At 73.4% G+C, this 26,317-nt stretch carries 19 protein-coding genes and 1 pseudogene; 12 read left to right on the top strand and 8 right to left on the bottom strand.

Translation table 11 applies throughout. The annotated features are described in order from the left end of the window. Positions 1 to 114, top strand: a pseudogene (locus ACFZAX_RS34565) (glycosyltransferase family 2 protein); the annotation flags it as partial. 84 nt (positions 115 to 198) lie between these two features. Here ACFZAX_RS34565 and ACFZAX_RS34570 read toward each other — a convergent pair. The 4 genes from ACFZAX_RS34570 to ACFZAX_RS34585 form a co-directional block, all read right to left on the bottom strand. Further along, complete coding sequence (locus tag ACFZAX_RS34570; RefSeq protein ID WP_390966813.1) at positions 199 to 1,911, bottom strand: LCP family protein; 1,713 nt, start codon at positions 1,909 to 1,911, stop codon at positions 199 to 201. Between the two features lie 50 nt (positions 1,912 to 1,961). Beyond that, on the bottom strand, positions 1,962 to 3,752 hold the full coding sequence (locus ACFZAX_RS34575) for an LCP family protein (protein ID WP_390966815.1): 1,791 nt from the start codon (positions 3,750 to 3,752) through the stop codon (positions 1,962 to 1,964). A 224-nt stretch (positions 3,753 to 3,976) separates the two neighbouring features. Continuing rightward, a complete protein-coding gene (locus tag ACFZAX_RS34580) occupies positions 3,977 to 5,308 on the bottom strand; it encodes an LCP family protein (RefSeq protein ID WP_390966817.1) in 1,332 nt (443 codons plus the stop codon). A gap of 280 nt (positions 5,309 to 5,588) precedes the next feature. Continuing rightward, positions 5,589 to 6,341 carry a TIGR03089 family protein gene (locus tag ACFZAX_RS34585; RefSeq protein ID WP_390966819.1) on the bottom strand — a complete coding sequence of 251 codons (753 nt, stop codon included), beginning with the start codon at positions 6,339 to 6,341 and terminating at the stop codon, positions 5,589 to 5,591. 138 nt (positions 6,342 to 6,479) lie between these two features. Between ACFZAX_RS34585 and ACFZAX_RS34590 the strand changes: the two genes are divergently transcribed. From ACFZAX_RS34590 to ACFZAX_RS34600, 3 genes are all read left to right on the top strand, one after another. Next, entirely contained in the window at positions 6,480 to 7,943 is a 1,464-nt protein-coding gene (locus ACFZAX_RS34590) for an N-acetylmuramoyl-L-alanine amidase (RefSeq protein WP_390966821.1), read from the top strand. Between the two features lie 81 nt (positions 7,944 to 8,024). Next, positions 8,025 to 9,116: a sugar phosphate nucleotidyltransferase gene (locus tag ACFZAX_RS34595; protein ID WP_390966822.1), complete on the top strand. Its 1,092-nt coding sequence runs from the start codon at positions 8,025 to 8,027 to the stop codon at positions 9,114 to 9,116. A 305-nt stretch (positions 9,117 to 9,421) separates the two neighbouring features. Then, entirely contained in the window at positions 9,422 to 10,444 is a 1,023-nt protein-coding gene (locus tag ACFZAX_RS34600; RefSeq protein ID WP_390966824.1) for a DNA-3-methyladenine glycosylase family protein, read from the top strand. 66 nt (positions 10,445 to 10,510) lie between these two features. Here ACFZAX_RS34600 and ACFZAX_RS34605 read toward each other — a convergent pair whose 3' ends face one another. The 3 genes from ACFZAX_RS34605 to ACFZAX_RS34615 are packed head-to-tail and all read right to left on the bottom strand — an operon-like array spanning position 10,511 to position 13,347. Beyond that, positions 10,511 to 11,848, bottom strand: a complete 1,338-nt coding sequence (locus ACFZAX_RS34605) for a coenzyme F420-0:L-glutamate ligase (RefSeq protein WP_390966826.1) — start codon at positions 11,846 to 11,848, stop codon at positions 10,511 to 10,513. Continuing rightward, positions 11,845 to 12,801, bottom strand: coding sequence for a 2-phospho-L-lactate transferase (gene cofD, locus ACFZAX_RS34610; RefSeq protein WP_390966828.1), 957 nt, complete (start codon positions 12,799 to 12,801; stop codon positions 11,845 to 11,847). Before cofD ends, ACFZAX_RS34605 begins: the two co-directional genes overlap by 4 nt. A 45-nt stretch (positions 12,802 to 12,846) precedes the next feature. After that, on the bottom strand, positions 12,847 to 13,347 hold the full coding sequence (locus tag ACFZAX_RS34615; protein ID WP_390966830.1) for a cysteine dioxygenase: 501 nt from the start codon (positions 13,345 to 13,347) through the stop codon (positions 12,847 to 12,849). Between the two features lie 789 nt (positions 13,348 to 14,136). Here ACFZAX_RS34615 and ACFZAX_RS34620 point away from each other — a divergent pair. From ACFZAX_RS34620 to ACFZAX_RS34630, 3 genes are all read left to right on the top strand, one after another. Then, positions 14,137 to 14,400: a WhiB family transcriptional regulator gene (locus ACFZAX_RS34620; protein ID WP_274030489.1), complete on the top strand. Its 264-nt coding sequence runs from the start codon at positions 14,137 to 14,139 to the stop codon at positions 14,398 to 14,400. 505 nt (positions 14,401 to 14,905) lie between these two features. Beyond that, positions 14,906 to 18,832, top strand: a complete 3,927-nt coding sequence (locus ACFZAX_RS34625; RefSeq protein ID WP_390966832.1) for a glycosyltransferase — start codon at positions 14,906 to 14,908, stop codon at positions 18,830 to 18,832. Continuing rightward, positions 18,829 to 20,397 carry a DUF5719 family protein gene (locus ACFZAX_RS34630; RefSeq protein ID WP_390966834.1) on the top strand — a complete coding sequence of 523 codons (1,569 nt, stop codon included), beginning with the start codon at positions 18,829 to 18,831 and terminating at the stop codon, positions 20,395 to 20,397. The genes ACFZAX_RS34625 and ACFZAX_RS34630 overlap by 4 nt, the downstream gene beginning before the upstream one ends. 37 nt (positions 20,398 to 20,434) lie before the next feature. On the opposite strand, the gene ACFZAX_RS34635 is transcribed toward ACFZAX_RS34630, so the two are convergent. Continuing rightward, complete coding sequence (locus ACFZAX_RS34635; protein ID WP_390966836.1) at positions 20,435 to 20,866, bottom strand: metallopeptidase family protein; 432 nt, start codon at positions 20,864 to 20,866, stop codon at positions 20,435 to 20,437. Positions 20,867 to 21,222: 356 nt separating this feature from the next. On the opposite strand from ACFZAX_RS34635, the gene ACFZAX_RS34640 reads away from it, so the two are divergent. The 5 genes from ACFZAX_RS34640 to manA all read left to right on the top strand — a co-directional run bounded on the left by ACFZAX_RS34640 (position 21,223) and on the right by manA (position 26,190). Then, positions 21,223 to 21,600, top strand: coding sequence for a DUF3499 family protein (locus ACFZAX_RS34640; protein ID WP_390966838.1), 378 nt, complete (start codon positions 21,223 to 21,225; stop codon positions 21,598 to 21,600). A 114-nt stretch (positions 21,601 to 21,714) separates the two neighbouring features. Beyond that, positions 21,715 to 23,079 carry a phosphomannomutase/phosphoglucomutase gene (locus ACFZAX_RS34645; RefSeq protein ID WP_390966840.1) on the top strand — a complete coding sequence of 455 codons (1,365 nt, stop codon included), beginning with the start codon at positions 21,715 to 21,717 and terminating at the stop codon, positions 23,077 to 23,079. Positions 23,080 to 23,197: 118 nt separating this feature from the next. Further along, a complete protein-coding gene (locus ACFZAX_RS34650) occupies positions 23,198 to 23,380 on the top strand; it encodes a Trm112 family protein (RefSeq protein WP_266710528.1) in 183 nt (60 codons plus the stop codon). Between the two features lie 111 nt (positions 23,381 to 23,491). Beyond that, positions 23,492 to 24,643, top strand: a complete 1,152-nt coding sequence (locus tag ACFZAX_RS34655; protein WP_390966842.1) for an SIS domain-containing protein — start codon at positions 23,492 to 23,494, stop codon at positions 24,641 to 24,643. A gap of 383 nt (positions 24,644 to 25,026) precedes the next feature. Then, entirely contained in the window at positions 25,027 to 26,190 is a 1,164-nt protein-coding gene (gene manA / locus ACFZAX_RS34660; RefSeq protein ID WP_390966853.1) for a mannose-6-phosphate isomerase, class I, read from the top strand. Positions 26,191 to 26,317 lie beyond the last annotated feature (127 nt).

The following is a 26,317-nucleotide window of genomic DNA, read 5'->3' on the forward strand; positions in this document are numbered from 1 at the left end:
GCCCTCGCCACCATGCACATGTCCTGGGGGTACGGCTTCCTCACCAGCCCCCGCTCGCTGGCCCGGCGCGTCATCGCCGGCCGCCGCCCCTCCCTGAGCGGGCAGACCGCCTGACGGGCCGCCCGCAGATGGCGTACGTACGAGGGAGGGGCTCCACCGCGACGGTGGAGCCCCTCCCTCGTACGCGTGCCCCGGGGCCTACCAGGTGAAGTCCGGGTTCACGTGCATGCAGGCCTTCTCGTCGTCCCCGCTGAGGGCCTTCGCCGAATCGGGGGTCTTGTCGTCCGCCGCGGCGGGGTAGCTGCCCCCGTCGCGCCAGTCGGCACCGACCGCCAGCGAGATCCCGGAGACGTCGGTCGACTGCTTCACCAGCGACACCGGGATGCCGAGCGCCTTGGCGACCGCCTGGGCGTCGCCCTCCAGGTCCGCGCTCGGGTAGAGGACGCTGGTCCGCGCCGACGGGGTGACGTCCGAGGAGTTCAGCGTGGCCCGGACGAAGCCGGCGTCCTCGAGCTGGTCCCGTACGTCACCGGCGCGGCCGCGAGCCGGGTTCTCGGAGTCGGTGGCGGTCCCGTTGCGCACCGTCACGGCGATCTCGTCGACCGGCGCGGAGGGGTCGGCAGGCGTGGGCGAGAGCGTCGCCGTGGGCTTGGAGGCCTTGCCGTCGAGCGGCACGTCGTCGCGCACCATCCGGAACAACTGCTCGGCGTCGCCCGGCTTCGGAAGGACCCGGTCCTTGAGCGCCCCCGTGCCGTAGACGTTCGGCATGGTGGTCATCGTGATCCGCTTGGGCGGGACCTTCTTGAGCTCCCCGCCCAGGTCGTACAGCCCCTTCGGGTCGAGGGCCGTGTCGACCGTGAGCGCGTTGCTCGCGGCCTCGGCGAGGTCCATCAGCTTCCCGGGATCGGTCAGCTTGGTGCCCTTGCGGAGCTCGCGGACCATCGAGTTCAGGTACTGGTGCTGCGCCTCTTCCCGGCCCAGGTCGGTGTTGTCCTCGAAGCCGTAGCGGGTCCGCAGCCACTGGAGGGCCTGCTTGCCCTTGACGGAGGTGGTGCCCTCCTTCAGCTTGAGACCGGAGCCCGCGCCCTTGCTGGTGTGCGAGTAGACGTTGGCGTCGACACAGACGGGCACGCCGCCGACCGCGTCGGCCATCGACACCACACCGGCGAAGTCGATCATCATGAAGTGGTCGATGGTGATACCGGTCAGCTCGTACCAGGCGGCGACCGTGCAGCCGGGACCGCCGCGCCCCAGGCTCGTGTTGGTCATGACCAGGGACGTGGACGCCTCGTAGACCTTGCCGGTCTTCGGGTCCGTGCACTTGGGCATCTTCAGCATGGTGTCGCGCGGCATGCTGACCACCGAGATGTTGCTGCGGTCCGCCGAGACGTGCAGCAGCATCTGGACGTCGGCGAGGGGCGTGGAGTTGAAGGTCTCCTTCGCGCCGCCCAGCTTCTGGTTGGCCGCGGTGTCACGGGCGTCGGAGCCGATGATCAGGATGTTCAGCGGAGTCTGACCGGCCGCGTTGGCCTTGTGCTCGGTCATCTTCTTGTCGCCGAGGGTCAGATCCTCCTTCTTTATGTTGTGGTCCAGGTGCTCGTAGTACGCGTAACCGGCCGCGCCGGTCGCGAGTATCAGCAGGGAGAGCACCGAGGCGCTCCACCGCAGGACGCGGCGCTTGCCCTTCCTGGGCGCGTGCCGGGACGGCCCGTCGGCACCGCGACCGGCCTTACGGCCCTTCCGCGGCCCCGGGACGGTGGCCCCGTCCGGACCCGGCCCGGGTTTCCCGCCCTCCCCCGTACCGCCCTTGGCCGCTTCCCCGTCGGCGTAGAGACTGTCGTCCCAGCCGAGTTGACCGGCCTGCTGGACGCGTGGTCGCGTCCCCTCCCCGGGCGTACTGTTCCGTCCCAACGGGACCCCCCCTGCTGCTCAGACTCTCGCGGTGGTGCGGCGAACGGGTTTCACTCGCTGCACACCGCCTTGTCGGCGCTAGCCCTCTGGATGTCGGTGGGCGCCGTGGCGGGTGCGTCGACGGCGACCCCGGCCCCCTTGAAGTCGGCGCCGAGCGTCAGCGTCATCGCTTCCAGCCCTTCGGCGTCCGTGGTGCCCTGCTTCAGCGCCGAGGCCGGCAGCCCCATCATGTCGGCGAGCGCCCGGGCCTGGTCCGCCTGGTTGGGCGCGTACTCGAGCGTCGTCTTGTCGATCTTCTCCGGCGCGTTGGCCTTGTTGGTGGACTTCAGTACGCCCTTTTCGAGCTGGAGCCAGCTGACGGTGGCCCCGGCCGCACCGGAGATCTTCCCGCCGTTGTACACGTCCACCCGCACGTCGGCGGCCTCCGCCCGCGTCCCCTCCAGCAGGGCGTCCTGCGCGCTCTTCTGCTTCGCGGCGTCGGCCTTCTTCTGCGCCGCCACCTCGGTGAGGGAGACGTCCTGACGCATCGTCTCGAAAAGCTGCTCGGCCTTGGTCGGATGTACGACGACCGTGACCGGCTTCGGCTCGTCCGGGTTGTCTATGACCGGCACCGTGGTGAAGGTGATGTTCTTCGCCGGAACCTTGGAGAGCTCCTTGGCGAGGGTGGTCAGCTTCGCCACCGAACCGATGCCCGAGTCGACCGTCAGTGCCTTGGTCGCCGCGTTGGCCAGCTTGAAGAGCTTCGTGGGACTCGTCAGGGTGTCGTCCGACTTCATCTGACGGATCATCGAGCCGAGGAATTGCTGCTGGACCTTGATCCGGTCCAGGTCGCTCTCGTTGCCGAAGCTGTGCCGGGTCCGCAGCAGGGCCAGGGCCTGCTCGCCCTCCACCTTCGACTCGCCCTTCGGCAGCTTGAGGTGGGACTTGGGGTCGTCGATCGGTTTGGCCATGCAGACGGTGACACCGCCGACCGCCGTGGAGAGCTCCTTGACCGCGTTGAAGTCCACCATCATGAAGTGGTCGACCGACAGGCCGGTGAGCTCCTTCACCGTGCGCATGGTGCAGCCGGGGTCGCGGCCCTCCTGGCCGAGGCTGATGTTGAAGCGGTCGTTCGGCGTTCCGGGGATGACCTCGGTGGTGCCGTCCTCCTGCTTCGTCTCGCAGTCGGGGATGTCCATGACCAGGTCGCGCGGGATGCTGAGCGCGGTCGCGTTGGTCCGGTCCGCGGAGACGTGGAAGAGGATGTTGGTGTCGGCGTGGCCCGCGCTGCCGGCGTCGCCGTAGCCCTCGTTGCCCTTGCCGGTGCGCTTGTCGGTGCCGATGATCAGGATGTTCATCGGGCCGGAGCTGGTCACGTTCTTGTTGCCGGCGGAGCCCACGTCGACGGTGCCTATGTTGCCGTTGAAGTGACGGTAGAGGGCGTACGCGCCGCCCGAGCCGGCGACGACGAGGAACGCCGTCACGCCGCCGGTCCACACCAGCCACTTCTTCTTGCCGCTCTTCTTCGCCCTGCGGGTGCGTCGCCCCGCCGGGGCCTCGGTCTCCGCCGCACGCTTGGGCCCGCCCGCCCGGCGGCTGCGCTGGCCGGGCACCCGCTCGTCCCCGCGCGGTGCCCCGTCCCCGTCCGTTTCGGGAGAGGGGGCCCGGCGACGACCGCCCGGACGGGGTTCTCCGGCATCCGATTCGTTTCGGCCCCGCGGAATACGGGGGGCTTCGTCCACTCGCGGAGAACGCTCTTCGGAGTGGTTCAGTCGCAGTTCGTAATTGCCGGTCTGCGGGTTCAGGACCCACTGGTCCGCGGGGTCGATATCGTCCGCCCGTCCACGGCTTTGCGCATCCACGGTTGCCTGGGTCCTCCGTCGGTGCCACGCGAGGCGCCCTCCCCGAAAAGGCGCTCCGAATCTGCGTTCCAGAAGTGCGCGGCCGGAAGGCCGGACGCACCGGATCGCGTCACACTATCCGCCCGTTCCGGAGTGCAGCGACGAGCGTGACACATTCCACGGCCCCTACAACCGGGCATTCCACCCATTCCGCGCTGATTGTGTCGTTCCGCTTGGGAATTGCTTTACTGCTTACACAGGTCGTCCGCAGCATTCGTGCCCGAGTAAGTGGGGTTCGGCGTCGCCCTGGCCGCACCGGACGCGGTGCCGTGCGCCGCTTCCGCCCTTTCTGCCGGAGCGGGGCCGTTGCCCGAATTCCTGGCCGGTACGACCGTGACCGGGGCGTCCGCGCGCAGTTGCTCGAAAAGCCGGTCCGCGTCCGGTTGCACCAATTCGTCCCGGTTCGCGTTCTGTCGGTAGGGCCGACGCGGGACGGTCAGGAACTGCACCTTGTCCGTGGGTACGTTCCGCATTCCGCGGACCAGTCCGTAGAGATCGCGCAACGAGTCCAGTCCGGCGTCCGTCGTCAGCGACTTCGTGGCCGCGTCGAGAACCGGGTAGAGCCGGGTCGGATTGAGCAGGACGCCATTGCTCTGCACCTTGTTCACCAGGGCGGCGAGGAATTGCTGCTGCCGGTTCATCCGCGCGGTGTCGCTGCCGTTGCCGAGCGACTTGCGCGCGCGTACGTAGCCGAGCGCCTGCTCGCCGTCGAGCGTGTGCCGTCCGGCGGGGAGCTTCAGATGCGCCGCCGGGTCGTCGACGGGCTCCCGGAGGCAGATCCGCACCCCGTCCACCGCGTCGACCATGTCCTTGAACCCGCTGAAGTCGACCACCATGTGGTGGTCGACGCGGATCTTCGTCATCAGCTCCACGGTCCGCACCGTGCAGGCCGTGCCGCCGATCTCGAACGCCCAGTTGAACTGGGCGGTCTGCGCGCCGGTCGCCTTGCCGCCGGAGCCGTGGCAGCCCGGGATCTCCACCATCAGGTCCCGGGGCACGGACACCGCGGTGGCGCTCTCCCGGTCCGCCGCGAGATGCAGCAGGATCACCGTGTCCGAGCGCTGCGCCCCGCCGTTGTCCCGGCCGTACTTCCGGTTGTCCCCGGCCCGGCTGTCCGAGCCGATGAGCAGGATGTTCTGGGCGCCCGTCACCAGGGCGGTGGGGCGCTCCCGCTCGTACGCCCGAAGCTCCGCCTCGGCGCCGTTGTCCGTACGGATGTTGTCGTCCAGCTTCCGGTACAGCCACCAGCCGACGCCCGCCGCGACCAGGAGGACGAGCGACGCGCCCAGCGCGGTCCAGCGCACCCAGTGCCGCTCGTGGCCCTGTGGACGCGCGGCCTCGGGACGGGCCGCCCAGCTCCCGGGCCTCCGGCCGCCCCGCTGCCCGCCGTCCTGCGGACCGCCGTCCCGCTGCCCGTCGTTCCGGCCCCCGCCGGCGTCCGGGCCGCCGGGGCCGGGCCCGGAGTCCGGGTCGGGGTCGGCCGGCGTGCCAGTGCTGTCGGTCACGTCTGCGTCCATCCTCGGGTGGTCGGTACCGCCGATGATGTACCCGAGTCGCCGCCCAGCCCCGGGGACCGGGCCCGCGAGGGGCCGGACGAGTGACCCTCGCGGCGCTTTTCATACCGGCACGCGCCGGGCCCTCCGCAGGAGCCGGCAGCCGGGAGCACGGGGCCGGCAGCACGGGGCCGGCAGCACGGGGCCGGGAGCACGGGGCCGGGAGCACGGGGCCGGGAGCACGGGGCCGGGAGCACGGGGCCGGGAGCCAGGGGCGACCGCCCCCGGCTCCCGGCCCGGCAGGTCAGACCGCGCGGTGGGTGACGCGCTCGCTCTCCACCCGCTTCGCCAGCCCGTCCTCGTCCAGCTGCCCGAGATGACGGCAGAGCACCACCGAGCCGCCCGACGCCAGCGGCGCCCAGAGCCCGGCGGCGAGCCCCTCCCAGCTGTCGTACGAACGCCCCGACAGCAGCCGTGAACCGGGCGCGAGCCCCAGCCCGGCGGCCTCCTCGCGGGCGCGGGCGACGAGCTGCGCGCCCGTCAGCTCCGTGCCGCCCACGACGAGCGCGGGGGCGTCCGGGTCCACCGGCTGGAAGGGGGCGAACCGGTCGCCCTGGCCCGGCACCTCGACCGCGTAGTCGGCGAAGCCCTCGGGCACGGCGGGGAAGCGTCCGCCCAGCGGGCGCAGCGCCAGGGCGATGCGCTCGCCCCGGCAGGCACGGGCCCGCTCCACCGTGTCCGGGCCGGTCACCACGAGGTCGGCCGCCGCCGGGTCTCCGCCCACGTCGGCGACCACGCCGACCGAGGCGCAGGCGAGCAGCCAGACGGCCGACTGCCAGTGCGCGGGGAGCAGCAGAGCGAGCCGGTCGCCCGGCTCGGCGGCCAGGTCGCCCTGGAGCAGATTCGCGGTCTTGGCCACCCAATTGGCGAAGGTGGCGACCGAAAGTTCGACGCGCTCGCCGGTGGCGTCGTCGTAGAAAGTGACCAGGGGGCGGGCCGGGTCCGCGAGGAGCGCGGATCGCAGCAGGTCGGCGGGGGTGCGGTCGCTGGCGTTCATCCGCGCAAGCGTACGCGGCGGCGGCGCCGGGCGGCCGGGGAACGGGGACGCGGGGCCACCGTTCGGCAGACGGGCCGTCAGGGGAACGGGGGGTCTGTCGAGTGGCCGGGCGTATCAGCCTATTTGAGGATCAATGACATGCGTACTCTCCACGCCGCAACGATCGGCGTCACCTGTGCGGCCGCACTCACCCTCTCGGTCGCCGCGTCCACCCCCGCGCTGCCCGTGGCGCCGGCCTCGGCGGCCCCGACCGCCGACCCTCCCGGTTCGACGCAGTCCCTGCCGCTGGTGCCGCTCACCGAGAACCGGGCAGCGGGGGAGACGTCCGCCGTCGTGCCGCAGGGCCTCACCCCCAAGGAGGTCGAGCCCTTCTCCCTCCTCGGCGTCGTCTGGGACGACGCGGCGGCGGAACTGCCCGGCACGGTCGAGGTCCGGACCCGCGCCACCTCCACCGCCCGCTGGTCCGGCTGGCAGTCCGTCGAGACGCACAACGACGAGCACGCGGCGGAACCCGGCACCCCCGAAGCGGACGCGGCCTCCGTGCGCGGCGCGACCGCCCCGCTCTGGGTCGGCGCCTCCGACGCGGTGGAGGTACGGGTCCGGCCCGCCGTCACCGACCTGTTCGGCCGCGCCGCCGAGCCGGCGGCCCTCCCGAAGGGAATGCGCCTCGAACTCGTCGACCCCGGCGCGGACCCGGCGCCCGCTCCCGCCGGCACGGTCGCGGGCGGGCAGACGGCGGCGACGGGCACGGCGGCGACGGGCGAGGCGGACAAGGCGGGGGAGGCCCACACGACGGGCACGGACGCGGCGGTCCCGCCCGACACGGACACCGCCGACGTCGCGGTGCTGCCCGCGCTCAGCCGCGCCCAGACGATCGCCGACGCGCAGGCCCGCGGACTGGGGCTCCCGGCGGAATCCGGAGCCGGCCAGGACGGGAAGAGCGACCCGGGGACGGACGCGCCCCGGGCCGGGGCGGCGGTCGCCGCGGCGAAGCCGTACATCGGCCCCCGCCCGGGCATCGTCACCCGCAAGGGCTGGGGCGCCGACGAGAGCCTGCGCGAGCGTCAGTTCGCGTACACCACGACGGTGAAGGCGGCCTTCGTCCACCACAGCGCCACCGGGAACAACTACACCTGCTCCCAGTCTGCCTCCATCCTGCGCGGCATCTACCGCTACCACGTCAAGAGCAACGGCTGGCGGGACATCGGCTACAACTTCGCCGTCGACAAGTGCGGAAACATCTACGAGGGCCGGGCCGGCGGTGTCACCAGGGCGGTCCTCGGCGCGCACACCCTCGGCTTCAACACCAACACCATGGGCATTGCGGTCCTCGGCAGTTTCGCCAGCACCAATCCGCCCACCGCGGCGGTGAACGCCGTCGCCAAGCTCACCGCCTGGAAGCTCGGGCTCTTCGGCATCAACCCGAAGGGCTCCGTCACCCTCGTCTCCGGCGGCGGCAACAGGTACAAGAAGGGCAGTTCGGTCAAAATGAACGCCATTTCCGGGCACCGCGACGGATTCGCAACCGAATGCCCCGGAGCACGTCTCTACAAGAAGCTCGGCACGGCCCGCACCACGTCGGCCCGCCTCCAGGGGCGCTGACCGGGGGCGGGCCGGCGGGTCTGCATACACTGGCCAGCCGAACGAGGCCCGGCCCCCGGCAGGAAGCAGAGAACAGACGCCGTGACAGAGGCAAGAGAAGCGATCCTCCTGGTCGGTGGGAAGGGCACCCGGCTCCGTCCCCTCACGGTCCGCACCCCGAAGCCGATGGTGCCGGCGGCGGGTGTCCCCTTCCTCACCCACCAGCTGGCCCGCGCGCGGGCGGCCGGCGTCGAGCACATCGTGCTGGCGACGTCCTATCTGGCCGAGGTGTTCGAGCCGCACTTCGGTGACGGTTCGGACCTCGGCCTGCACATCGAGTACGTCACCGAGCGCGAACCGCTGGGCACTGGCGGCGCGATACGCAACGTGGCCCACAAGCTCACCTCGGGCCCCGACGACCCGGTGCTCATCTTCAACGGCGACATCCTCACCGGCCTGGACATCCGGGCCCTGGTGACCACGCACACCGACTCCGGCGCCGACGTCTCGCTGCATCTCACCCGGGTCCAGGACCCGCGTGCGTTCGGCCTCGTCCCCACCGACGCCACGGGGAGGGTCAGCGCCTTCCTGGAGAAGCCGCAGACGCCCGAGGAGATCGTCACCGACCAGATCAACGCGGGTGCGTACATCTTCCGCCGCTCGGTCATCGACACCATCCCCGCCGACCGGCCGGTCTCCGTCGAACGCGAGACCTTCCCCGGCCTGCTCGCCGCGGGTGCCCACCTGCAGGGCATGGTCGACTCGACGTACTGGCTCGACCTCGGCACCCCGCAGGCGTTCGTACGCGGCTCCGCCGACCTCGTCCTCGGCCGCGCACCCTCCCCGGCCGTCCCCGGCCGCTGCGGCGAACGCCTGGTGCTGCCGGGCGCACAGGTCGCCCCGGACGCCAAGCTCAGCGGCGGCACGGTGGTCGGCGAACGCGCGGTGATCGGCGAGGGCGCCCGGATCACCGGCTCGGCGGTGCTCGCCGACGCGGTGATCGAAGCCGGGGCCGTCGTCACCGACTCCCTCGTCGGAGCCGGCGCCCGGATCGGCAGCCGTACGGTGCTGGCCGGCGCGGTCATCGGCGACGGCGCCCGGGTCGGCGCCGACAACGAGCTCCGCGACGGGGTCCGCGTCTGGTGCGACGCGGTCCTCCCGGACGGGTCGGTCCGCTTCTCCTCGGACCAGTGACGCACGCGGACCAGTGACGCACGCGGACCAGTGACGCACGCGGACCAGTGACGCACGCGGGCCGGTGACGCACGCGGGCCGGACCCACCCGGGCCGGACCTACCCGGGCCGGACCCACGCGGGCCGGACCCACGCGGGCCGGTTCGCGCGTCCCTGACGCGCCCCGGGCCGGTTCGCGCGTCCGTGAGGCTTCCGGCCGGTGAGGTACGTCTCCCGGGCCCGGCGCTCCCGTCGGCCCCGGACCCCGGAGCCGTACCCTCGGAGGGGCACGCCCCCGCACCCCGAACCACCGAGGACACCGACCCGTGGCAGGACGCTTCGCCCCCCGCACCACGCGCACCGGCCTGCCCCGGCAGACGCCGTCCGCCGCGCGCGGGGGCGTACCCGCCGCCTCCGGGCCCGTCCCGGCACCGGTCCCGCTGACGCGGGAGTGGACCCCGCCGGGCCCGCTCGACCTGCGCCTGGTCCTCGGGCCGCTGCGGCGCGGGGCCGGCGACCCCACCTTCCGCACGACCGACGACGGCAGCGTCTGGCGGGCCACCCGCACCCCGGCGGGCCCGGGCACCCTCCGCGTCCGCGCGGTGCCCGGCGGCCGGGTCGGGGCGACCGCCTGGGGGCCCGGTGCCGACTGGCTCCTCGACCAGCTGCCCGAACTGCTCGGCGCCACCGACGACCCGGACGCCTTCGAACCGCGCCACCGGCTGCTCGCCCTCGCCCGGCACAGCCGCCCCGGGCTGCGCCTCCTGCGCACGGGGCTGGTGATGGAGTCCCTGATCCCGTCGATCCTCGAACAGAAGGTCACCACCACCGAGGCCTACCGCGCGTGGCGGCTCCTGGTCCGCGCGCACGGCACTCCCGCCCCCGGACCCACCGCCGAGCTGGGGCTGCACGTCATCCCCGACGCGCGCACCTGGGCGCTGGTGCCGTCCTGGGAGTGGCACCGGGCCGGAGTCGACGCCAAGCGCTCGGCGACCGTACTGCGCGCAGTACGGGTGGCCCGCCGCCTGGAGGAAGCCGCCGGCATGGAGCTGCCCGAGGCGAAGGCCCGGCTGGAACTGGTCCCGGGCATCGGCCCCTGGACCTCCGCCGAGACCCTCCAGCGCTCCAACGGCGCCCCTGACGCGGTCACCACCGGCGACTACCACCTGCCGGGCATCGTCGGCCACGCCCTCGCGGACGACCGGCACGCCGACGACACCCGCATGCTGGAACTGCTCGCCCCCTACGAGGGCCAGCGCCACCGGGCGACCCGCCTGATCCTTCTCTCCGGGGTGTCCCGGCCGCGCCGCGGCCCCCGGATGACCCCGGGGGACATCGCGTCACTCTGAAAACCCGGGAACCGCTCGCCGGGCCGTCCGGGGGAGCCGGGCCGGCGGCCCGACCGCCCACCTGCCTCAGCGCACGGTGAGGAAGTCCTCCGCGTCCCGGGCCGCCCGCTCGCGCGGCTCCGTCGCCGGACGGCCGATGGCCACCGCGCCCAGCGGGTCCCAGGTGCCGGGCAGGTCCAGCACCTCGCGCACCACGGACCGGCAGAACATCGTGGACGACACCCACGCCGAACCGAGGCGCTCGCCCGCGAGCGCCACCAGGAAGTTCTGCACCCCGGCCCCGGCCGCGACCACGAACATCTCGCGCTCCGCCGTGTCCCGCCGCTCGTCCCCGTAGTGGTGCGAACCATCCATCACCAGGCACGGCACCGCCAGGTACGGCGCCGAGCGCAGCACGTCGCCCCGGCGCACCCGCTTCGCGATCGACCCCTCGCTCTTCCCGTCGCGCCGCAGATCGGCGATCCAGGCGTCCCGCATCGCGTCGAGCAGCCGGGTCCGCGACTCCTCGGACTCCAGCAGCACGAACCGCCAGGGCGTCGTGTGGTGCGGCGCCGGAGCGGTCACCGCGGCGGCCACCGCCCGCCGGACCGCCCCCGGGTCCACCGGGTCGTCGGTGAACTCCCGGACGGTGCGCCGCAGCGTCACCGCCTCCCGGACCGCCTCGGACGTGCCGAGCCGGAACATGTCGTCGGCGGCGCTCCGCACCAGCGCCCGCGCCCCGGTCTCCTCCCCGGGGGCGGAGGCGTCGCCCGCGGTGACCACGTGCCCGAGCCCGCGCACCACCGCGACGGGCAGCCCGGCCGCCTTGCCCTTCACCAGGTCGCCCGCAGCGGCCAGCTCGTCCGCGGTGGCGACCACCGTCGCGTTCAGCGGATTGCCGTACGTGTCCGAACCGCCCCGCAGGTCGTCCAGGACCCGCACCCCCGCCGCGCCGATCGCCACGTCCGTCAGCCCGGCCCGCCACGGCCGCCCGAAGGTGTCCGTGACGACGACGCCGACCTCCACGCCCAGCGTGTCCCGCAGCCCGTCCCGGATCGTCCGGGCCGAACGGTCCGGGTCCTCCGGCAGCAGCAGCACGGTCCCGGCGGGGGTGTTCGAGGCGTCCACCCCGGCGGCGGCCATCACCAGGCCCTGCCGGTTCTCGACGATGCGCAGGGTGCCGCGCCGCGCCACCACGCGCACGGTCTCCGCGTCGATCGCCGCCTCGCGGTCGGTCGCCTCCACGATCCGGCCCTCGGCCTTGGAGACGATCTTCGAAGTGACGAGCAGGACGTCGCCGTCGGCCAGCCCCGGCTCGGCGGCGGCGATCAGCTTGGCGACGTCGTCGCCCGCCCGCACCTCGGGCAGCCCGGGCAGCGCCCACACCCGGAACGAGGGAACCGCACCCGTCTCCGCCGTGCTCACGCCCGTACCTCCTCGGCCAGCGCCAGCGCCTGGCGGGCCATCTCGGCCGTGGCGTCGACGTCCGTCATCATCAGCGGCACCGCGCGGCAGCGGATGCCCGCCGCCTCCACCGCGTCCACCGCACCGGCGTCCACGGTGTCCACCAGCCAGCCGTCCAGCAGCCCGGAGCCGTAGTGCTCGGCCACCGCCGACGCCGTCGCTTCCACACCCACCGCGGCCAGCACCTTGTCGGCCATTCCGCGTACCGGAGCGTCACCCACGATGGGGGAGAGTCCGACGACCGGGACCCCGGCCTCGGCGATGGCCTCCCGGATGCCGGGCACCGCCAGGATCGTGCCGATGGACACCACCGGGTTCGACGGCGGGAAGACGATGACGTCCGCCGCTGCGATCGCCTCCAGCACCCCCGGGGCCGGCGTGGACTGCTCCGCGCCGACCGGCACGATCGCCCGCGCCTCCACGGACGCCCGCAGCCGCACCCAGTACTCCTGGAAGTGGATGGCCCGGCTCTCGCCGTCGATCTCCACGGCCACATGCGTCTCGACCCGGTCGTCGGACATCGGCAGCAGCCGGACCCCCGGCTGCCAGCGGGCGCAGAGAGCCTCGGTGACCGCGCTGAGCGGGAAGCCCGCGCCCAGCATCTGGGTACGGACCACATGGGTCGCGAAGTCGCGGTCGCCCAGCCCGAACCAGTCCGGCCCCACACCGTAGGCCGCGAGCTCCTCCTTGAGGTGGAAGCTCTCGTCGGTGCGCCCCCAGCCCTGTTCCTCGTTGATGCCGCCGCCGAGGGTGTACATCACGGTGTCGAGGTCGGGGCAGACCTTCAGCCCGAACAGATGGATGTCGTCGCCGGTGTTGCCGATGACGGTGATCTCCGCGTCCGGTGCGGCCTGTTTGAGGCCACGCAGGAAACGAGCACCACCGATACCGCCGGCCAGAACCACAATGCGCATGCCCACAGTTTGTCAGCCGGGCCGGCCCGTTCGCGGGGCGGGTTCTCAGGCCGGTACGGCGTCCAGGGCCGCGGGGGCGCACCGCGCGGTGTGCATCGGCATCTCGGTCAGGCCGGGGAAGTACACGTGCAGGCTGACGGCGGGGGCGAGGGAGTCGTTGACCACCTCGTGGACGTAGCCGGGGGCGAAGACCCGCTGGCTGTCGGCGCCGACGGTGCGGGTGCCGCGCTCGGTGCGCTCGGTCAACTCGCCTTCCAGCACGGTCAGTACGCCGGAGGAGAGGCCGTGGTCGTGGAGCCCGCTGCCCTGTCCGGGAACCCAGCTGAGCAGCCAGACCTCGTAGCCGGGGCCGGTGCGCAGACGGTGGTACCAGCGGGTGGTGGCGTCGTACTGGACGAGCGGGGCCCACTGGGCGCGGTCGGCGGCGATGGAGCGGGCCAGCCCGGCGAACTCGGCCACCGTGGTGGGGTGTTGCTTCGGCGGCAGGAGCAGGTGCTGGACCTCCAGGAGGTCGCCGGCGATCTGCAGGTCGCTGTCGTTGTTCATGGATGCGGTGGTCCTCGGCATCGGTGGTGCGTGTGGGGGTGCGGCTCGGTGGTGGTGCCCGGGAGTCCGCGGGTACGCGCCGGTACGGCGGTTTCCTGCGCGGGGCGCCCGGGGGCGGGGTGCTGGAGGCCCGTGGCGTCCGGCCGCCGCCGTACCCGTGCGGGGCACGGACAGGGAGGCGGGAACCGGGATTCAGAGCGGGAGCGCTGATCGGAGCCGGAGCCGCGAGGGCATCAACAGCAGCGACAGCTGGAACAGCAACAGCGGGCCTGGACAGCGGTGCGGAACCCACGGTCGTGGGTGGCGTACATCGCGACGGTCGCTGGCATGGTGCCAAGGAGACCGGCTCGTTCCCCGCGCTGTCAACTCGGCGTCCCATTTGGCGGCAATGTTTCACCCCTTTCGGTCGCCGGGGCTGAAGAAAGGTTTGTGCACCGACGGGGCAGGACAGGTGGCGCATCATCCGGGCGCTCAAACCTCGCTGACGGTCTGTGACTCGTCTGTGATCTTGGTCGCTTCGGTGATCGAATCGAACCGGCGCGGAAACTCCGTCCGTCTCACTCGTTGGAGAGTGGGATGGAGGGGCTGAGCCCTAGGCATATGTCACGTTTTTGGTGATTTGGTAACTTTCCGCGTATGTTTGGTTCCGCAGAGTGAATACCGGGGCCAATAGCAGAAGCTCGCTTGACCGGCTCGGAGCTACACACTTGTAATTTCACTCGTGTTGTTCGGCCGCACGGAGAGTGACGGTCACGTCACGGGGACGTAAGAGACAGACGAGGGGCGCACATGACCGAGCTGTTCCAGCAACTGCTGGTCGAGGACGCGGACGAGGAACTCGGCTGGCAGGAGCGCGCACTGTGCGCCCAGACCGATCCCGAGTCCTTCTTTCCCGAGAAGGGCGGATCGACCCGGGAGGCCAAGAAGGTCTGCCTCGCCTGCGAGGTCCGATCCGAATGCCTCGAGTACGCCCTGTCGAACGACGAGCGGTTCGGCATCTGGGGCGGGCTCTCCGAGCGGGAGCGGCGGCGCCTGAAGAAGGCCGCGATGTGACCGGTACGGCTCCGGAAGCCCGAGCTCTCCGCGGCGGACGGGCCTGACGCGCGGTCAACCCGACGGTCTGCCGTACGGCTCCGTATCTTCACGACACCTCCACCGCATCGCCCCGCGGCCTCACGGCGCGGCACCCGGCACGACACCGTGCCGCCCGGCACGACCGCAGGGCCGCCACCACTCCGCACGGCCCCGCCCCGATGCGCCCCACCCGTGCGCGATCTCCCGATGGCCCGTGGCCCCGACCCTCCCCCCAGGGTCCGGACCACGGGCCATCGGCGCGCCCGCACCCCCGCGGGCCCTGCTGCCCGGACTGCCGCACGGCCTCCATACCCTGCGGGGTGCGGCCGGGGTTCACCCGCTCGGCGCCGTCGCCCCCGATCCGTACCGTTAGTGTGGGGCCCCGTCCGAGACACGCCAACGCCCCGCCGGGGCGCGCGTGTACACCGATGCAGCCTCACCGGGGGGAACGCCCCCGGAACCCGGCCGGAGGGCCCGTACCTCGATGTCCGTGCAGAGTCACCCGGCGGCGCCGAACGCGTCCGTCGCCCCAGAGTTTCCCCGGCACGTCGTCACCGCCGTGCTCGTCTCCCACGACGGCGCGCGCTGGCTGCCCGACGCGCTCGCGGGGCTGCTCGGGCAGGAGCGCCCCGTACAGAACGCCGTCGCCGCCGACACCGGCAGCGCCGACGACTCCGCGCGGCTGGTCACCGAGGCGCTGGGGGGTGACCGCGTGCTCCACCTCGCGCGCCGGACCGGCTTCGGCACCGCCGTCGACGAAGCGGTCCGCACCGCCGCCGAGCCGACCGTCGACGACCTGCCGTACCTCAAGCGACCCAGCGGCTGGGACCCCGTCACCAGGACCTGGCGCGACGACGCCTACGACCTGCCGGAACTCCCCTACGGCGAACCCGTCCAGTGGCTCTGGCTGCTCCACGACGACTGCGCCCCCGAGCCCGACGCCCTCGCCGAACTGCTGCGCGTCGTCGACACCGACCCGCACGCCGCGATCGTCGGACCCAAGCTGCGCGGCTGGTACGACCGCCGCCAGCTCCTCGAAGTCGGCGTCACCATCGCCAACAGCGGCCGCCGCTGGACCGGACTCGACCGGCGCGAACAGGACCAGGGCCAGCACGACCAGGTCCGTTCCGTCCTCTCCGTCTCCTCCGCCGGCATGCTGGTGCGCCGCGACGTCTGGGAGGAACTCGGCGGCTTCGACCGCAGACTCCCCCTGATGCGCGACGACGTGGACCTGTGCTGGCGCGCCCACCAGGCCGGCCACCGGGTGCTGGTCGCCCCCGACGCCGTGCTGCGACACGCCGAGGCGGCCGCCCGCGAGCGCCGCCCCATCGACTGCGCCGGACGCTCCGTCGTCGGCCCGCACCGCGTCGACCGGGCCGGCGCCGTCTACGCGATGCTCGCCAACACCCCGGTCAAGAAGCTTCCCTGGGTGCTGCTCCGCCTCGTCGTCGGCACCCTGCTCCGCACCCTCGCCTACCTCGTCGGCAAGGTCCCCGGCCAGGCGCTCGACGAGGTCACCGGCCTCATCGGCACCCTGCTCCGGCCGGGCAGGATCATGGCCGCCCGCCGCGCCCGCGGCAAGGGCACCGTCGACCCGGCCGAACTCCGTTCCCTCTTCCCGCCGCCGGGTGCCACCGTCCGCGCCACCGTCGAACAGGTCGCCGGCAACTTCGGCTCCCGCTCCGACGCCGACGCCGCCGGCGGCTCGCGCCACGGAGCCGTCGAATCCGGCCCCGGCGGCGACGACGCCGACTTCCTGGAGATCGAACAGTTCGCCCGGCTCAAGCGGATCGGCCGCAAACCCGGCCCCGTCCTCTTCGCCCTCCTGCTGTTCGTCTCGCTCCTCGCCTGCCGGGGCCTGCTCGGCGGCGGCGCGCTCGCCGGCGGGGCCCTGCTGCCCGCGCCCGACGCGGTGTCCGACCTCTGGAGCCGGTTCGCGGACGGCTGGCACCCGGTCGTCACCGGCTCCACCGAAGCGGCCCCGCCCTACCTCGGCGTGCTCGCCGCCGTCTCGGCCCTTTTCTTCGGCTCCACCGGCTTCGCGCTGACCCTGCTGCTCGTCTGCTCGGTGCCGCTCGCCGGACTCACCGCCTACTTCATGTCCCGGCCGCTCATCGAGTCCCGCCTGCTGCGGGCCTGGGCGAGCGTCGCGTACGCCTTCCTGCCCGCCGTGACCGGAGCGCTCGCCACCGGACGCGTGGGCACCGCCGTGCTCGCCGTGCTGCTCCCGCTGATGGCCCGTACCGCCGTCTCGGCCCACGGCCTGCGCGGTGACGGACGGGTCCGCGGCAGCTGGCGGGCCACCTGGGCCTTCACCCTGCTGCTCACCTTCACCACCGCGTTCACCCCGATCGTGTGGCCGCTCGCCGTGGTCCTCGGTCTGGGCGTGCTCGCCCTGCGCCGCCGGGACCTCGCCGCGTACGGACTCCGGTTCCTCGCCACCGTCGGCACCCCGCTGCTCGTCCTCGCCCCCTGGTCGCTCAGCCTGCTGAGCCGGCCGTCCGGCTTCCTCCGGGAGGCGGGCCTGGACCTCGGCGCGGGCACCGCCTCCGCCGTCGACCTGCTGTCACTGAGCCCCGGCGGACCCAAGGGCGGCGGTTCCGTCCTCTTCCTCGGCGTGGTGCTCGCCGCCCTGGCCGCCCTGCTGCGCGGCGAACGGCAGACCGCGATCCGCGCCGCCTGGGCCGCCGCGCTCGTCGGCCTGCTCTTCGCGGGCCTCAGCAACGGCTCCACCTGGGCCGGTCCCGCCACCCTCGTCTACGGAACCGCGCTCATCGCCGCCGCCCTGCTGGGCGCGGACGGGGCGCGCATCCGCGTCGCCGCCCTCAACTTCGGCTGGCGGCAGCCGGTGGCCGTGCTGATCGCGCTGGCCTCCGCCGCCGCGCCGGTGGTGGCCGCCCTCGCCTGGATGGCGGGCGGCGCCGCCGGACCACTGGAGCGGCGCGACCCGGTGCAGGTCCCCGCGTTCGTCGCGGAGGAGAGCACCACGGCCGACCAGCCGCGCACCCTGGTGCTCGGCGGGACCTCCGCCGGATCGGTCTCGTACACCCTGGTCCGCGGGTCCGGCGCCCGGCTCGGCGACGCCGAACTGACCCGGTCGACCGGCAGCGACAGCCACCTCGACAAGGTCGTCGCCAACCTGGTGGCCGGCTCCGGCGCCGACCAGGGCCACCAGCTCAGCGGGTTCGCCGTGCGGTACGTCCTCGTACGCGACGGCGCCCCCCGCGAGATGGGCCGGGTCCTCGACGCGACCCCCGGCCTCAGCCGCCTCAGCCAGCTCGACGGCAGCGCGCTCTGGCGGGTCGACCAGGACGTCGCCCGCCTCATGATCGTCCCGGCCTCCGGTGACGGCGCGGGCGTGGTGGTCCCCTCGGGCACCGTGGAGTCCCACACCACAATCCCGGCGGGCGAAGGCGGCCGGATGCTCCGCCTCGCCGACGCGGCCGACCCCGCCTGGCAGGCCACCCTGGACGGCAAGCCCCTTCCCCGCAAGACCGTCGACGGCTGGGCGCAGGGCTTCGAGCTCCCCGCGTCCGGCGGCCGGCTCGACCTCACGTACGACACCCCGATCACCCACTCGGTGTGGATCTGGGCGCAGATCGGTCTCGCCGTGGTCCTCGTCGTCATGGCCCTGCCGGGCCGCCGCCGCGAGGTCGACGACGACCTCCCCGAGGACGCCGAAGCCGCTGCCGCCGCCGACGCCGCCGAGGGCGACGGACGCCGCGCCCGCAGGCTGCGCGCCGCCGCCGAGGCCGAAGCGGCCGCCGGGGAGGATGCCGAAGGCGCTTTGGCCGAAGCCGCTTCCGCCGACGGTGCGGACCTGCCGTCGCACGCGCCCGGGGGCGGCGCGGACCCGGCCGCCGACGACCGGCCCGAGCCGGAGCCGTACGCCCCCGCGCAGGACGACGGCGGCGCGTACATCCCGGCCCAGGCCGGGGACGGTGCCTACGTCCCGGCCCAGGCGGCGGACGGTGCCTACGTCCCGGCGCAGGCCGGGGGCGACGGTACGTACGCCGCGGTTCCCCAGCAGGGTTACGCCGAGTGGGACGGGCAGCAGCAGTACCAGCAGGCCGAGTACGCCCCGTACCAGGCCGAGCAGTACCAGCCGGAGCAGCACCAGTCCGAGCAGTACCCGGCGGCGGACCAGTACGCGACGACGGACCAGTACGGGACCGATCAGTTCCAGCAGGCCGACCCGTACCAGCAGCCACCCGTCTACGACCCGTACGGCTACGGGCAGCAGCAGCAACAACCGCAGGAGCAGTACCAGGGTTACGAGACCCAGGCCCCGTACGACCCGTACGCGGGGCAGCAGTACGGCGTCCACGACACCGACGAGCAGGTCGACCCGAACGCCCCGGACCAGGCGCCGTGGCAGACCCGTAACGCATCGCGAGGCGAGTCCGAGTGAAGTCCACCCCCCTGTCCCTCATCGCGGGCACCGTCGCCCTCGCCGCCGTCACCGGCTTCGCCGCGTTCAACGCGCCCGGCGACTCGGCACCGGCGACATCCGCGTCGGCGTCCAGGCTGCCCGTCGAGCGGTCCAGCCTGCTCTGCCCGGCACCCAGCGACTCCGAGCTCGCCGAGACGGCGTACACCTCCTACACCCCGGCCGGGAAGGGGACGAGCGGGGAGTCGGCCGCCGAGCTGAAGGAGACGCGGCCCGTCACGGACGACGGCACCTCCACCGAGAAGTCCGACAAGAGCGGCAAGACCGACAAGAGCAGCAAGACGGACGAGAGCGGCAAGGGCGACAAGGCCGACGCGGGGAACGCCGGGAAGACGGTCGTCGCGCTCAAGGAGACCGGAAAGCCCGTTACCGCCGACGCCGACGGCGGTGACGCCCCCGCGCTGGTCGGCACCGCCACCGGCGCGCTCGCGCCGGGCTGGAGCACGCAGCAGACCACCTCGGTCACCGCCGGTTCCACCCGGGGGCTGCTCGGCGTCAGCTGCACGGCGCCCGACACGGAGTTCTGGTTCCCCGGCGTCAGCACCGCCGCCAAGGCGCAGGACTACATCCACCTGACCAACCCGGACAGCAGCGCCGCCGTCGTCGACATCCAGCTCTTCGGCCCGGACGGCGACCTCAAGGCGGACGTCGGCGACGGGATCGCCGTCCCGGCGCACTCCAGCGTGGCCATGCTGCTCTCCACCCTGACCGGCGAGGCCGTCGACGACGCCACCGCCCACGTCACCACCCGTAGTGGCCGGGTCGGCGCGGTCGTCCGGGGAGCCCGGGAGGACAGCGGCAGCGACTGGCTCACCGCCTCGGCGGACCCCTCCGCCACCGTGGTGCTGCCCGGCATCCCCGCCGACGCCACCTCGGTCCAGCTGATCGCGTACGCGCCCGGCGAGGACGACGCGGACGTCGAGGTGCAGCTGGTCGGGAAGTCGGCGACCTTCTCCCCGGCCGGCAACGACACCCTGCACGTCAAGTCGGGTATGACAGCGAGCGTCGACCTGAAGAACGTCACCCGCAAGGAGCCGGGCTCGCTGCGGCTGGCCCCCGTCGAGGGCGAACGGGCCACCCCGATCGTCGCCGCGCTGCGCGTGGTGCGGGGGACGGGCTCCGCGCAGGAGATCGCGTACATCCCGGCCACCCGGCCGGTCGGCGCCCGGGCGAGCGTGGCCGACAACCGGGCCAAGGGTTCGACCCTGTCGCTCGTCGCACCCGGCGCCACGGCCCAGGTGAAGGTCACCGCCTCGGCGGGGAGCGAGGGCGGTGAACAGACCGTCAAGTCGTACACGGTCAAGGGCGGCACGACGCTCGCGTTCACCCCGCCCGTCCCGTCCGGACTCAAGGGCGCGTACGCGCTGACGGTGGAGACGGAGTCGGGCGGCCCGGTCTACGCGGCCCGCACGCTCGCCCTCCCGGAGGACGGCGTGCAGATGTTCACCGTGCAGACGCTGCCGGACGACCGGGGCACGGTCGAAGTCCCGGCCGCGGTACAGGACCTGACGGTGCTGGACGACTGACGGCGCCGGCCGCGGACCTCGTCGGTACGGGCGGGGCTCAGTCCTGCCCGTACCGGGGGTCCACGGACTCCGGGGAGAGCCCGAGCAGGTCCGCGACCTGCTCGACCACGACCTCGTGCACCAGCAGCGCCCGCTCGTCGCGGGTCTTCGACCGGATCTCGATGGGGCGCCGGTAGACGGCGATCCGGGCGGGCTGCCCCTTCGCCGCCGAGATCGCGCGCCCCAGGGGCACCGTGTCCTCGGTCGTCACCGACGGGACGTCGAGCACCACGAAGTCCACCTCGGCGAGCTGCGGCCACCGCCGCTCCAGGCGCTCCACCGAGTCCTGCACGAGGTCGCGGAACCTCTCCGCGCGGTTCATCGACAGCGGCACCTGCGGCGGCGCCACCGGCCCGCGCATGCCGCGGCCGTGGCGGTCGCGGTGCCGGGGCCGGGGATCGGGCGAGGGAGAAGGTACGGAACTGTCCATCACCGACGCAGCGTAACCCTCCCGGCGGGGGTGGTCCGCCGCCCGGGCACGGGGCGGCGCCGCATCGCCCGCGCCTTCCCCGAGACTCGTTTCAACCTCAATTTTCCGGCCAAGTTGAGCCACATTTCGGCCCGGCTCGTGATCACCGAATCCTCACGCCCCGCCCTTCCCGCCACCACGGGGTGCTCACGCGCGCGCACAAGCGGAACCTCTGTGACCAGTCGCTCTCTCCCCGGCCGCGGACCGCCACGACCCCCGCGAGGCCCACTGTCACCGGGGACGATCAACGACACGGTGGCCCGACCCGGGGGGAGAGTCGTCGCAGCCCGCTCAAGAGTGCGGTACCGTCCAACATCGTGAGCCCTGTACGTCGCTGTTCGCGCACCGCGTGCGGCCGTCCCGCCGTCGCGACACTGACGTACGTCTATGCCGACTCGACTGCGGTCCTCGGCCCGCTCGCCACCTACGCCGAGCCCCACTGTTACGACCTGTGCGCCGAACACGGTGAGCGCCTCACCGCGCCCCGGGGCTGGGAGGTGGTCAGGCTCACCGACTCCTCCGTACCCACCCGCCACAGCGCCGACGATCTCGAGGCGCTCGCCAACGCGGTCCGCGAGGCCGCCCGCCCGCACGACCGGGGGCAGGACGGCACCGTCCGGGGCCCGCGCACCGCCGACCCCGTCGAGGTCGCGCGCCGGGGCCACCTGCGGGTCCTGCGTTCCCCCGACTCCTGACGGCGCCCGCCACCGCCCCGTACCGCCACCCCGGACCACCGGTGGGTGGCCCGTAACGGCGTACCGGCGGACGGGTAGTTTGGGCGCTCAGCCCAGACCCCAGGAGGACCGGCCGTGGTTGCTGATCTGTCGCAGCTCGTGAAGGCGTACGACGTGCGCGGCGTCGTACCCGACCAGTGGGACGAGCCGCTCGCCGAACTCTTCGGCGCGGCGTTCGTCCAGGTCACGGACGCGGACGCGATCGTCATCGGCCACGACATGCGCCCGTCCTCGCCCGGCCTCGCCGACGCCTTCGCCCGGGGTGCCCGGGCGCGTGGCGCCGACGTCACCCTGATCGGCCTCTGCTCGACCGACCAGCTGTACTACGCCTCGGGCGCGTTCGGCCTGCCCGGTGCGATGTTCACGGCCTCGCACAACCCGGCGCGGTACAACGGCATCAAGATGTGCCGGGCCGGTGCCGCGCCCGTCGGCCAGGACAGCGGCCTCGCCGAGATCCGCACGCTGGTGGAGCGGTGGTCCGAGGAAGGGGCTCCCGCCCCGGCCACCGTCAGGGGCACGCTCACCGAGCGCGACACCCTCGGCGACTACGCCGCCCACCTGCTCGGCCTCGTCGACCTCACCGCGATCAGGCGGCTCAAGGTGGTGGTGGACGCCGGGAACGGCATGGGCGGCCACACCGTGCCGACCGTCCTCGCGGGGCTGCCGCTCGACGTCGTACCGATGTACTTCGAGCTCGACGGCACCTTCCCGAACCACGAGGCGAACCCCCTCGATCCGGCCAACATCGTCGATCTCCGGGCCCGCGTGCTCGCCGAGGGCGCCGACCTCGGGCTCGCCTTCGACGGGGACGCCGACCGCTGCTTCGTCGTGGACGAACGCGGCGCGGGCGTCTCGCCCTCCGCCGTCACCGCGCTCGTCGCCGAGCGGGAACTCGCCCGCAACGGCGGCAAGGGCACCGTCATCCACAACCTGATCACCTCCTGGTCCGTCCCCGAGGTCATCCGCGAGAACGGCGGCACTCCCGTCCGCACCCGCGTCGGCCACTCCTTCATCAAGGCCGAGATGGCCGAGCACGGCGCGATCTTCGGCGGCGAGCACTCGGCCCACTACTACTTCGCGGACTTCTGGAACGCCGACACGGGCATGCTCGCCGCCCTGCACGTCCTCGCCGCCCTCGGCGGGCAGGACGGCCCGCTCTCCGCGCTGCTCGCCGCCTACGACCGCTACACCGACTCCGGAGAGATCAACTCCACCGTCGCCGACCAGGCGGCCCGCCTCGCGGCGATCCGCGCCGCGTACGGCGACCGCGAGGACGTGACCTTCGACGAGCTGGACGGCCTCACGGTCGCCACCGCCGACTGGTGGTTCAACGTCCGCGCCTCCAACACCGAACCGCTGCTGCGCCTCAACGTCGAAGCCCGCGACGAGGCCACCATGACGGCGGTACGGGACGAGGCACTGGCCCTCATCCGGGGATAGTGCGCCGGGGGCGCGGGGGACAGCGGTCCCGCCGGACCGCGACCCCCGCACCCCGGCGGTAGGCTGGCCCCGCCCCAACCGCACGAAGTTGAACCGCATGTTCGAAGGGACCCGCCCCATGGCGCTCGAAGCCGGCCTTCTGGAGATCCTCGCCTGCCCGGCGTGTCACTCCCCGCTCGACGACCGCACGGCGGACGACAGCCCGGAGCTGGTCTGCACCGGCGCCGACTGCGGTCTCGCCTATCCGGTCCGCGACGGCATCCCGGTCCTCCTCGTCGACGAGGCCCGCCGCCCCGCGTGACGGGACGCCAGGCACGTCCAGCCGGCGCCTCCGGAACCCCCGGCGGCGACCGATCGCGACCGCGCCCGGCACCCGCACGCTGATCCGTACGGTGATCGGAGGCCCACCGCCATGCTCGACGAGACGTTGCTCGACGCCCCGGACGCCCTGGCCAGGGCCGACCGCCGGGGGCTCCTGCGCGGGGCCGCCGAGGCCGGAGCCCGCGTCCGTACCGCCGCCCTGCACACGGCCGAGGCCGGCATCGGAGCGCTGACCCCGGAGGGCAGGCCGCGTTCCGTCCTCGTCGCCGGCCCCGGTACCGCCGCCACCGGAGTCGCCGACATCATCGGCGCCCTCGCGGGTGCCGCGGCACCGGTCACCCGCATCCGCCCCACCGGGGTCGCCCCGGCCGGCGGCGCGCTGCGCTGGACCCTGCCCGGCTGGGCCGGCCCGGTCGACCTGCTCCTCATCGCCACCGCCGACGGCGCCGAACCCGGCCTCTCGCTCCTCGCCGAACAGGCGTACCGGCGCGGCTGCTCGGTCGTCGCCGTCGCCCCCACCCGCTCGCCGCTGCGTGAGGCCGTCGAGAGGGCCCACGGGCTCCTCGTGCCCATGGCCGCCGCCCCGCACGGCGAGTACGACGCCGAGACCTCGGCGGCGGGCCCCGGCACCCTCTGGGCCCTGCTCACCCCGCTCCTCGCCCTGCTCGACCGGGTCGGGCTGCTCGCGGCGTCCGAGGAGGACCTGCGCAAGGTCGCGGACCGGCTGGACCGCACCGCCGAACGCTGCGGGCCCGCCATCGCCACGTACAGCAACCCGGCCAAGACCCTCGCCGCCGAGCTCGCCGACACGCTGCCGCTGGTGTGGACCGAGGGGGAAGCGGCGGGCCCGGTCGGCCGCCGGTTCGCCGCCGTCCTCGCCGAACTCGCCGGCCGCCCCGCGCTCACCGCGCCCCTCCCCGAAGCCCTGCCCTCGCACGGCGCCCTGCTCGCCGGGGACTTCGCCGCCGGAGCCGACCCCGAGGACTTCTTCCGCGACCGCGTCGACGAGCAGGAAGCACTGCGCGCCCGGGTCGTCCTCCTCCGCGACCGGCCCACCGGCGGCCTGACCGCGGCCCCGGCCGCCCGTGAACTCGCCCTCGGCCACGACACGGCCATCAGCGAACTCGAACCCGACGAGGGCAGCGAACTCGAAGCGCTCGCCGAACTCCTCGCCGTCACGGACTTCGCCGCCGTCTACCTCTCGCTGGCCACCGAGCCGCCGACCGCCGAGAACCTGACCTGACCCGCCTGACCCGCCTGACCCGCCTGACCCGCCTGACCCGTCTGACCTGACCTGACCTGACCTGACCTGACCTGACCTGACCTGCCCGCCTGACCTGTTGACCTGCCCGACCTGTCTGACCTGCTGATTTGTTCACCTGCCCGGCCCGCCTGGCCTGCCTGACTTTCCCGGCCGGCAGGGCTCCGGCCTCCCGGGGCGCCGGAGCGTAGATGTCCGGGAGCCCGGAAGACCGGACGCCCCGGGGTCCGGACACCCGTCCGGACGCCGGGGACGCCGTCCACCGCGCCCCTCCCGTCCGGCACACCCGCACCATCCGCCACTCCCGCACCATCTGCCACACCCGTCCCACCTGCACACCTTCACGAAAGCCCGAGGACAACTCCATGGACCGGCTCTCCAACACCGTGCGCCCCTACGCCTGGGGCTCCACCACGGCCATCCCCGAGCTGCTCGGCACCCCGCCCACGGGGGAGCCGCAGGCCGAGATGTGGATGGGAGCCCACCCCGGAGCGCCGTCCCTGCTCACCCGCGACGGCGCCGAACTCCCGCTCGACCAGGTCATCGCCGCCGACCCGGCCCGCGAACTCGGCGCCGCGACCGTCGAGAAGTTCGGCCCCCGCCTCCCGTTCCTCCTCAAGCTCCTCGCCGCCGGAGCCCCGCTCTCCCTCCAGGTCCACCCCGACCTGGAGCAGGCCCGGCTCGGCTTCGCCGACGAGGAGGCCCGGGGCATTCCGCTGGACGCCCCCCACCGCACGTACCGGGACGCCAACCACAAGCCCGAACTGATCTGCGCCCTCACCTCCTTCGAGGGGCTCTGCGGCTTCCGCCGCCCCGACGATGCCGCCGCCCTGCTGGAGGCGCTCGGCGTCGACTCCCTCAAGCCGTACACGGACCTGCTGCGCGCCCACCCGGAGGAAGCCGCCCTCCGCGAGGTGCTCACCGCGATTCTCACCGCCGACCCGGAGGAGATGGCCGCGACCGTCGGCGACGCCGCCGCCGCTGCCGAAGTCCTGGGCGGCGACCACGCCCCGTACGCCGAGATCGCCCGCCACTACCCGGGCGACGCCGGAGTCATCGCCGCGATGCTCCTCAACCACGTGCGGCTCCAGCCCGGCGAGGCGCTCTACCTCGGCGCGGGCGTCCCGCACGCCTACCTCGACGGCCTCGGCGTCGAGATCATGGCCAACTCGGACAACGTCCTGCGCTGCGGACTCACCCCCAAGCACATCGACGTACCCGAACTGCTGCGCGTCGTGCGCTTTGAAGCCACCGAGCCCGGCGTGTTGCGACCCGAGGCGGCGCCCTCCGGTGAGGAGCCGTACGAGACCCCGGTCGACGAGTTCCGGCTGTCCCGCTTCGACCTCTCGCCCGGCGCCGCCCCCGCCGACCTGACCGCCGCCACCCCGCAGATCCTGCTCTGCACCGCAGGTGCGGTCCGTACCGGTGAGCTGGACCTCGTGCCGGGCGACTCGGTCTTCGTCCCCGCGGACGAAACGGTCGAAGCATCAGGTAACGGCACACTCTTCCGGGCCACCGTGGTGGCCTGACGTACCGTCCGTCCCCGGTGCTGCAACAATGTGCGGCCGTACCGCGGCGACCCGCGTGTGCGGTACCGATCCGCGTGCGCGGCACCGATCCGCGTTTGCGGCACCGAGGAAGGGACACCAGGCACCC

The organism is Streptomyces sp. NPDC008125 (assembly GCF_042957125.1).
In the GTDB taxonomy this organism is placed as follows: Bacteria; Actinomycetota; Actinomycetes; order Streptomycetales; family Streptomycetaceae; genus Streptomyces.

What these genes read in the sequence shown, in the direction of transcription:
- ACFZAX_RS34580 (WP_390966817.1), bottom strand. Translation starts at nt 5,308, where the DNA reads ATGGACGCAGACGTGACCGACAGCACTGGCACGCCGGCCGACCCCGAC.
- ACFZAX_RS34585 (WP_390966819.1), bottom strand. Translation starts at nt 6,341, where the DNA reads ATGAACGCCAGCGACCGCACCCCCGCCGACCTGCTGCGATCCGCGCTC.
- ACFZAX_RS34590 (WP_390966821.1), top strand. Translation starts at nt 6,480, where the DNA reads ATGCGTACTCTCCACGCCGCAACGATCGGCGTCACCTGTGCGGCCGCA.
- cofD (WP_390966828.1), bottom strand. Translation starts at nt 12,801, where the DNA reads ATGCGCATTGTGGTTCTGGCCGGCGGTATCGGTGGTGCTCGTTTCCTG.
- ACFZAX_RS34615 (WP_390966830.1), bottom strand. Translation starts at nt 13,347, where the DNA reads ATGAACAACGACAGCGACCTGCAGATCGCCGGCGACCTCCTGGAGGTC.
- ACFZAX_RS34620 (WP_274030489.1), top strand. Translation starts at nt 14,137, where the DNA reads ATGACCGAGCTGTTCCAGCAACTGCTGGTCGAGGACGCGGACGAGGAA.
- ACFZAX_RS34625 (WP_390966832.1), top strand. Translation starts at nt 14,906, where the DNA reads ATGTCCGTGCAGAGTCACCCGGCGGCGCCGAACGCGTCCGTCGCCCCA.
- ACFZAX_RS34635 (WP_390966836.1), bottom strand. Translation starts at nt 20,866, where the DNA reads ATGGACAGTTCCGTACCTTCTCCCTCGCCCGATCCCCGGCCCCGGCAC.
- ACFZAX_RS34650 (WP_266710528.1), top strand. Translation starts at nt 23,198, where the DNA reads ATGGCGCTCGAAGCCGGCCTTCTGGAGATCCTCGCCTGCCCGGCGTGT.
- ACFZAX_RS34655 (WP_390966842.1), top strand. Translation starts at nt 23,492, where the DNA reads ATGCTCGACGAGACGTTGCTCGACGCCCCGGACGCCCTGGCCAGGGCC.
- manA (WP_390966853.1), top strand. Translation starts at nt 25,027, where the DNA reads ATGGACCGGCTCTCCAACACCGTGCGCCCCTACGCCTGGGGCTCCACC.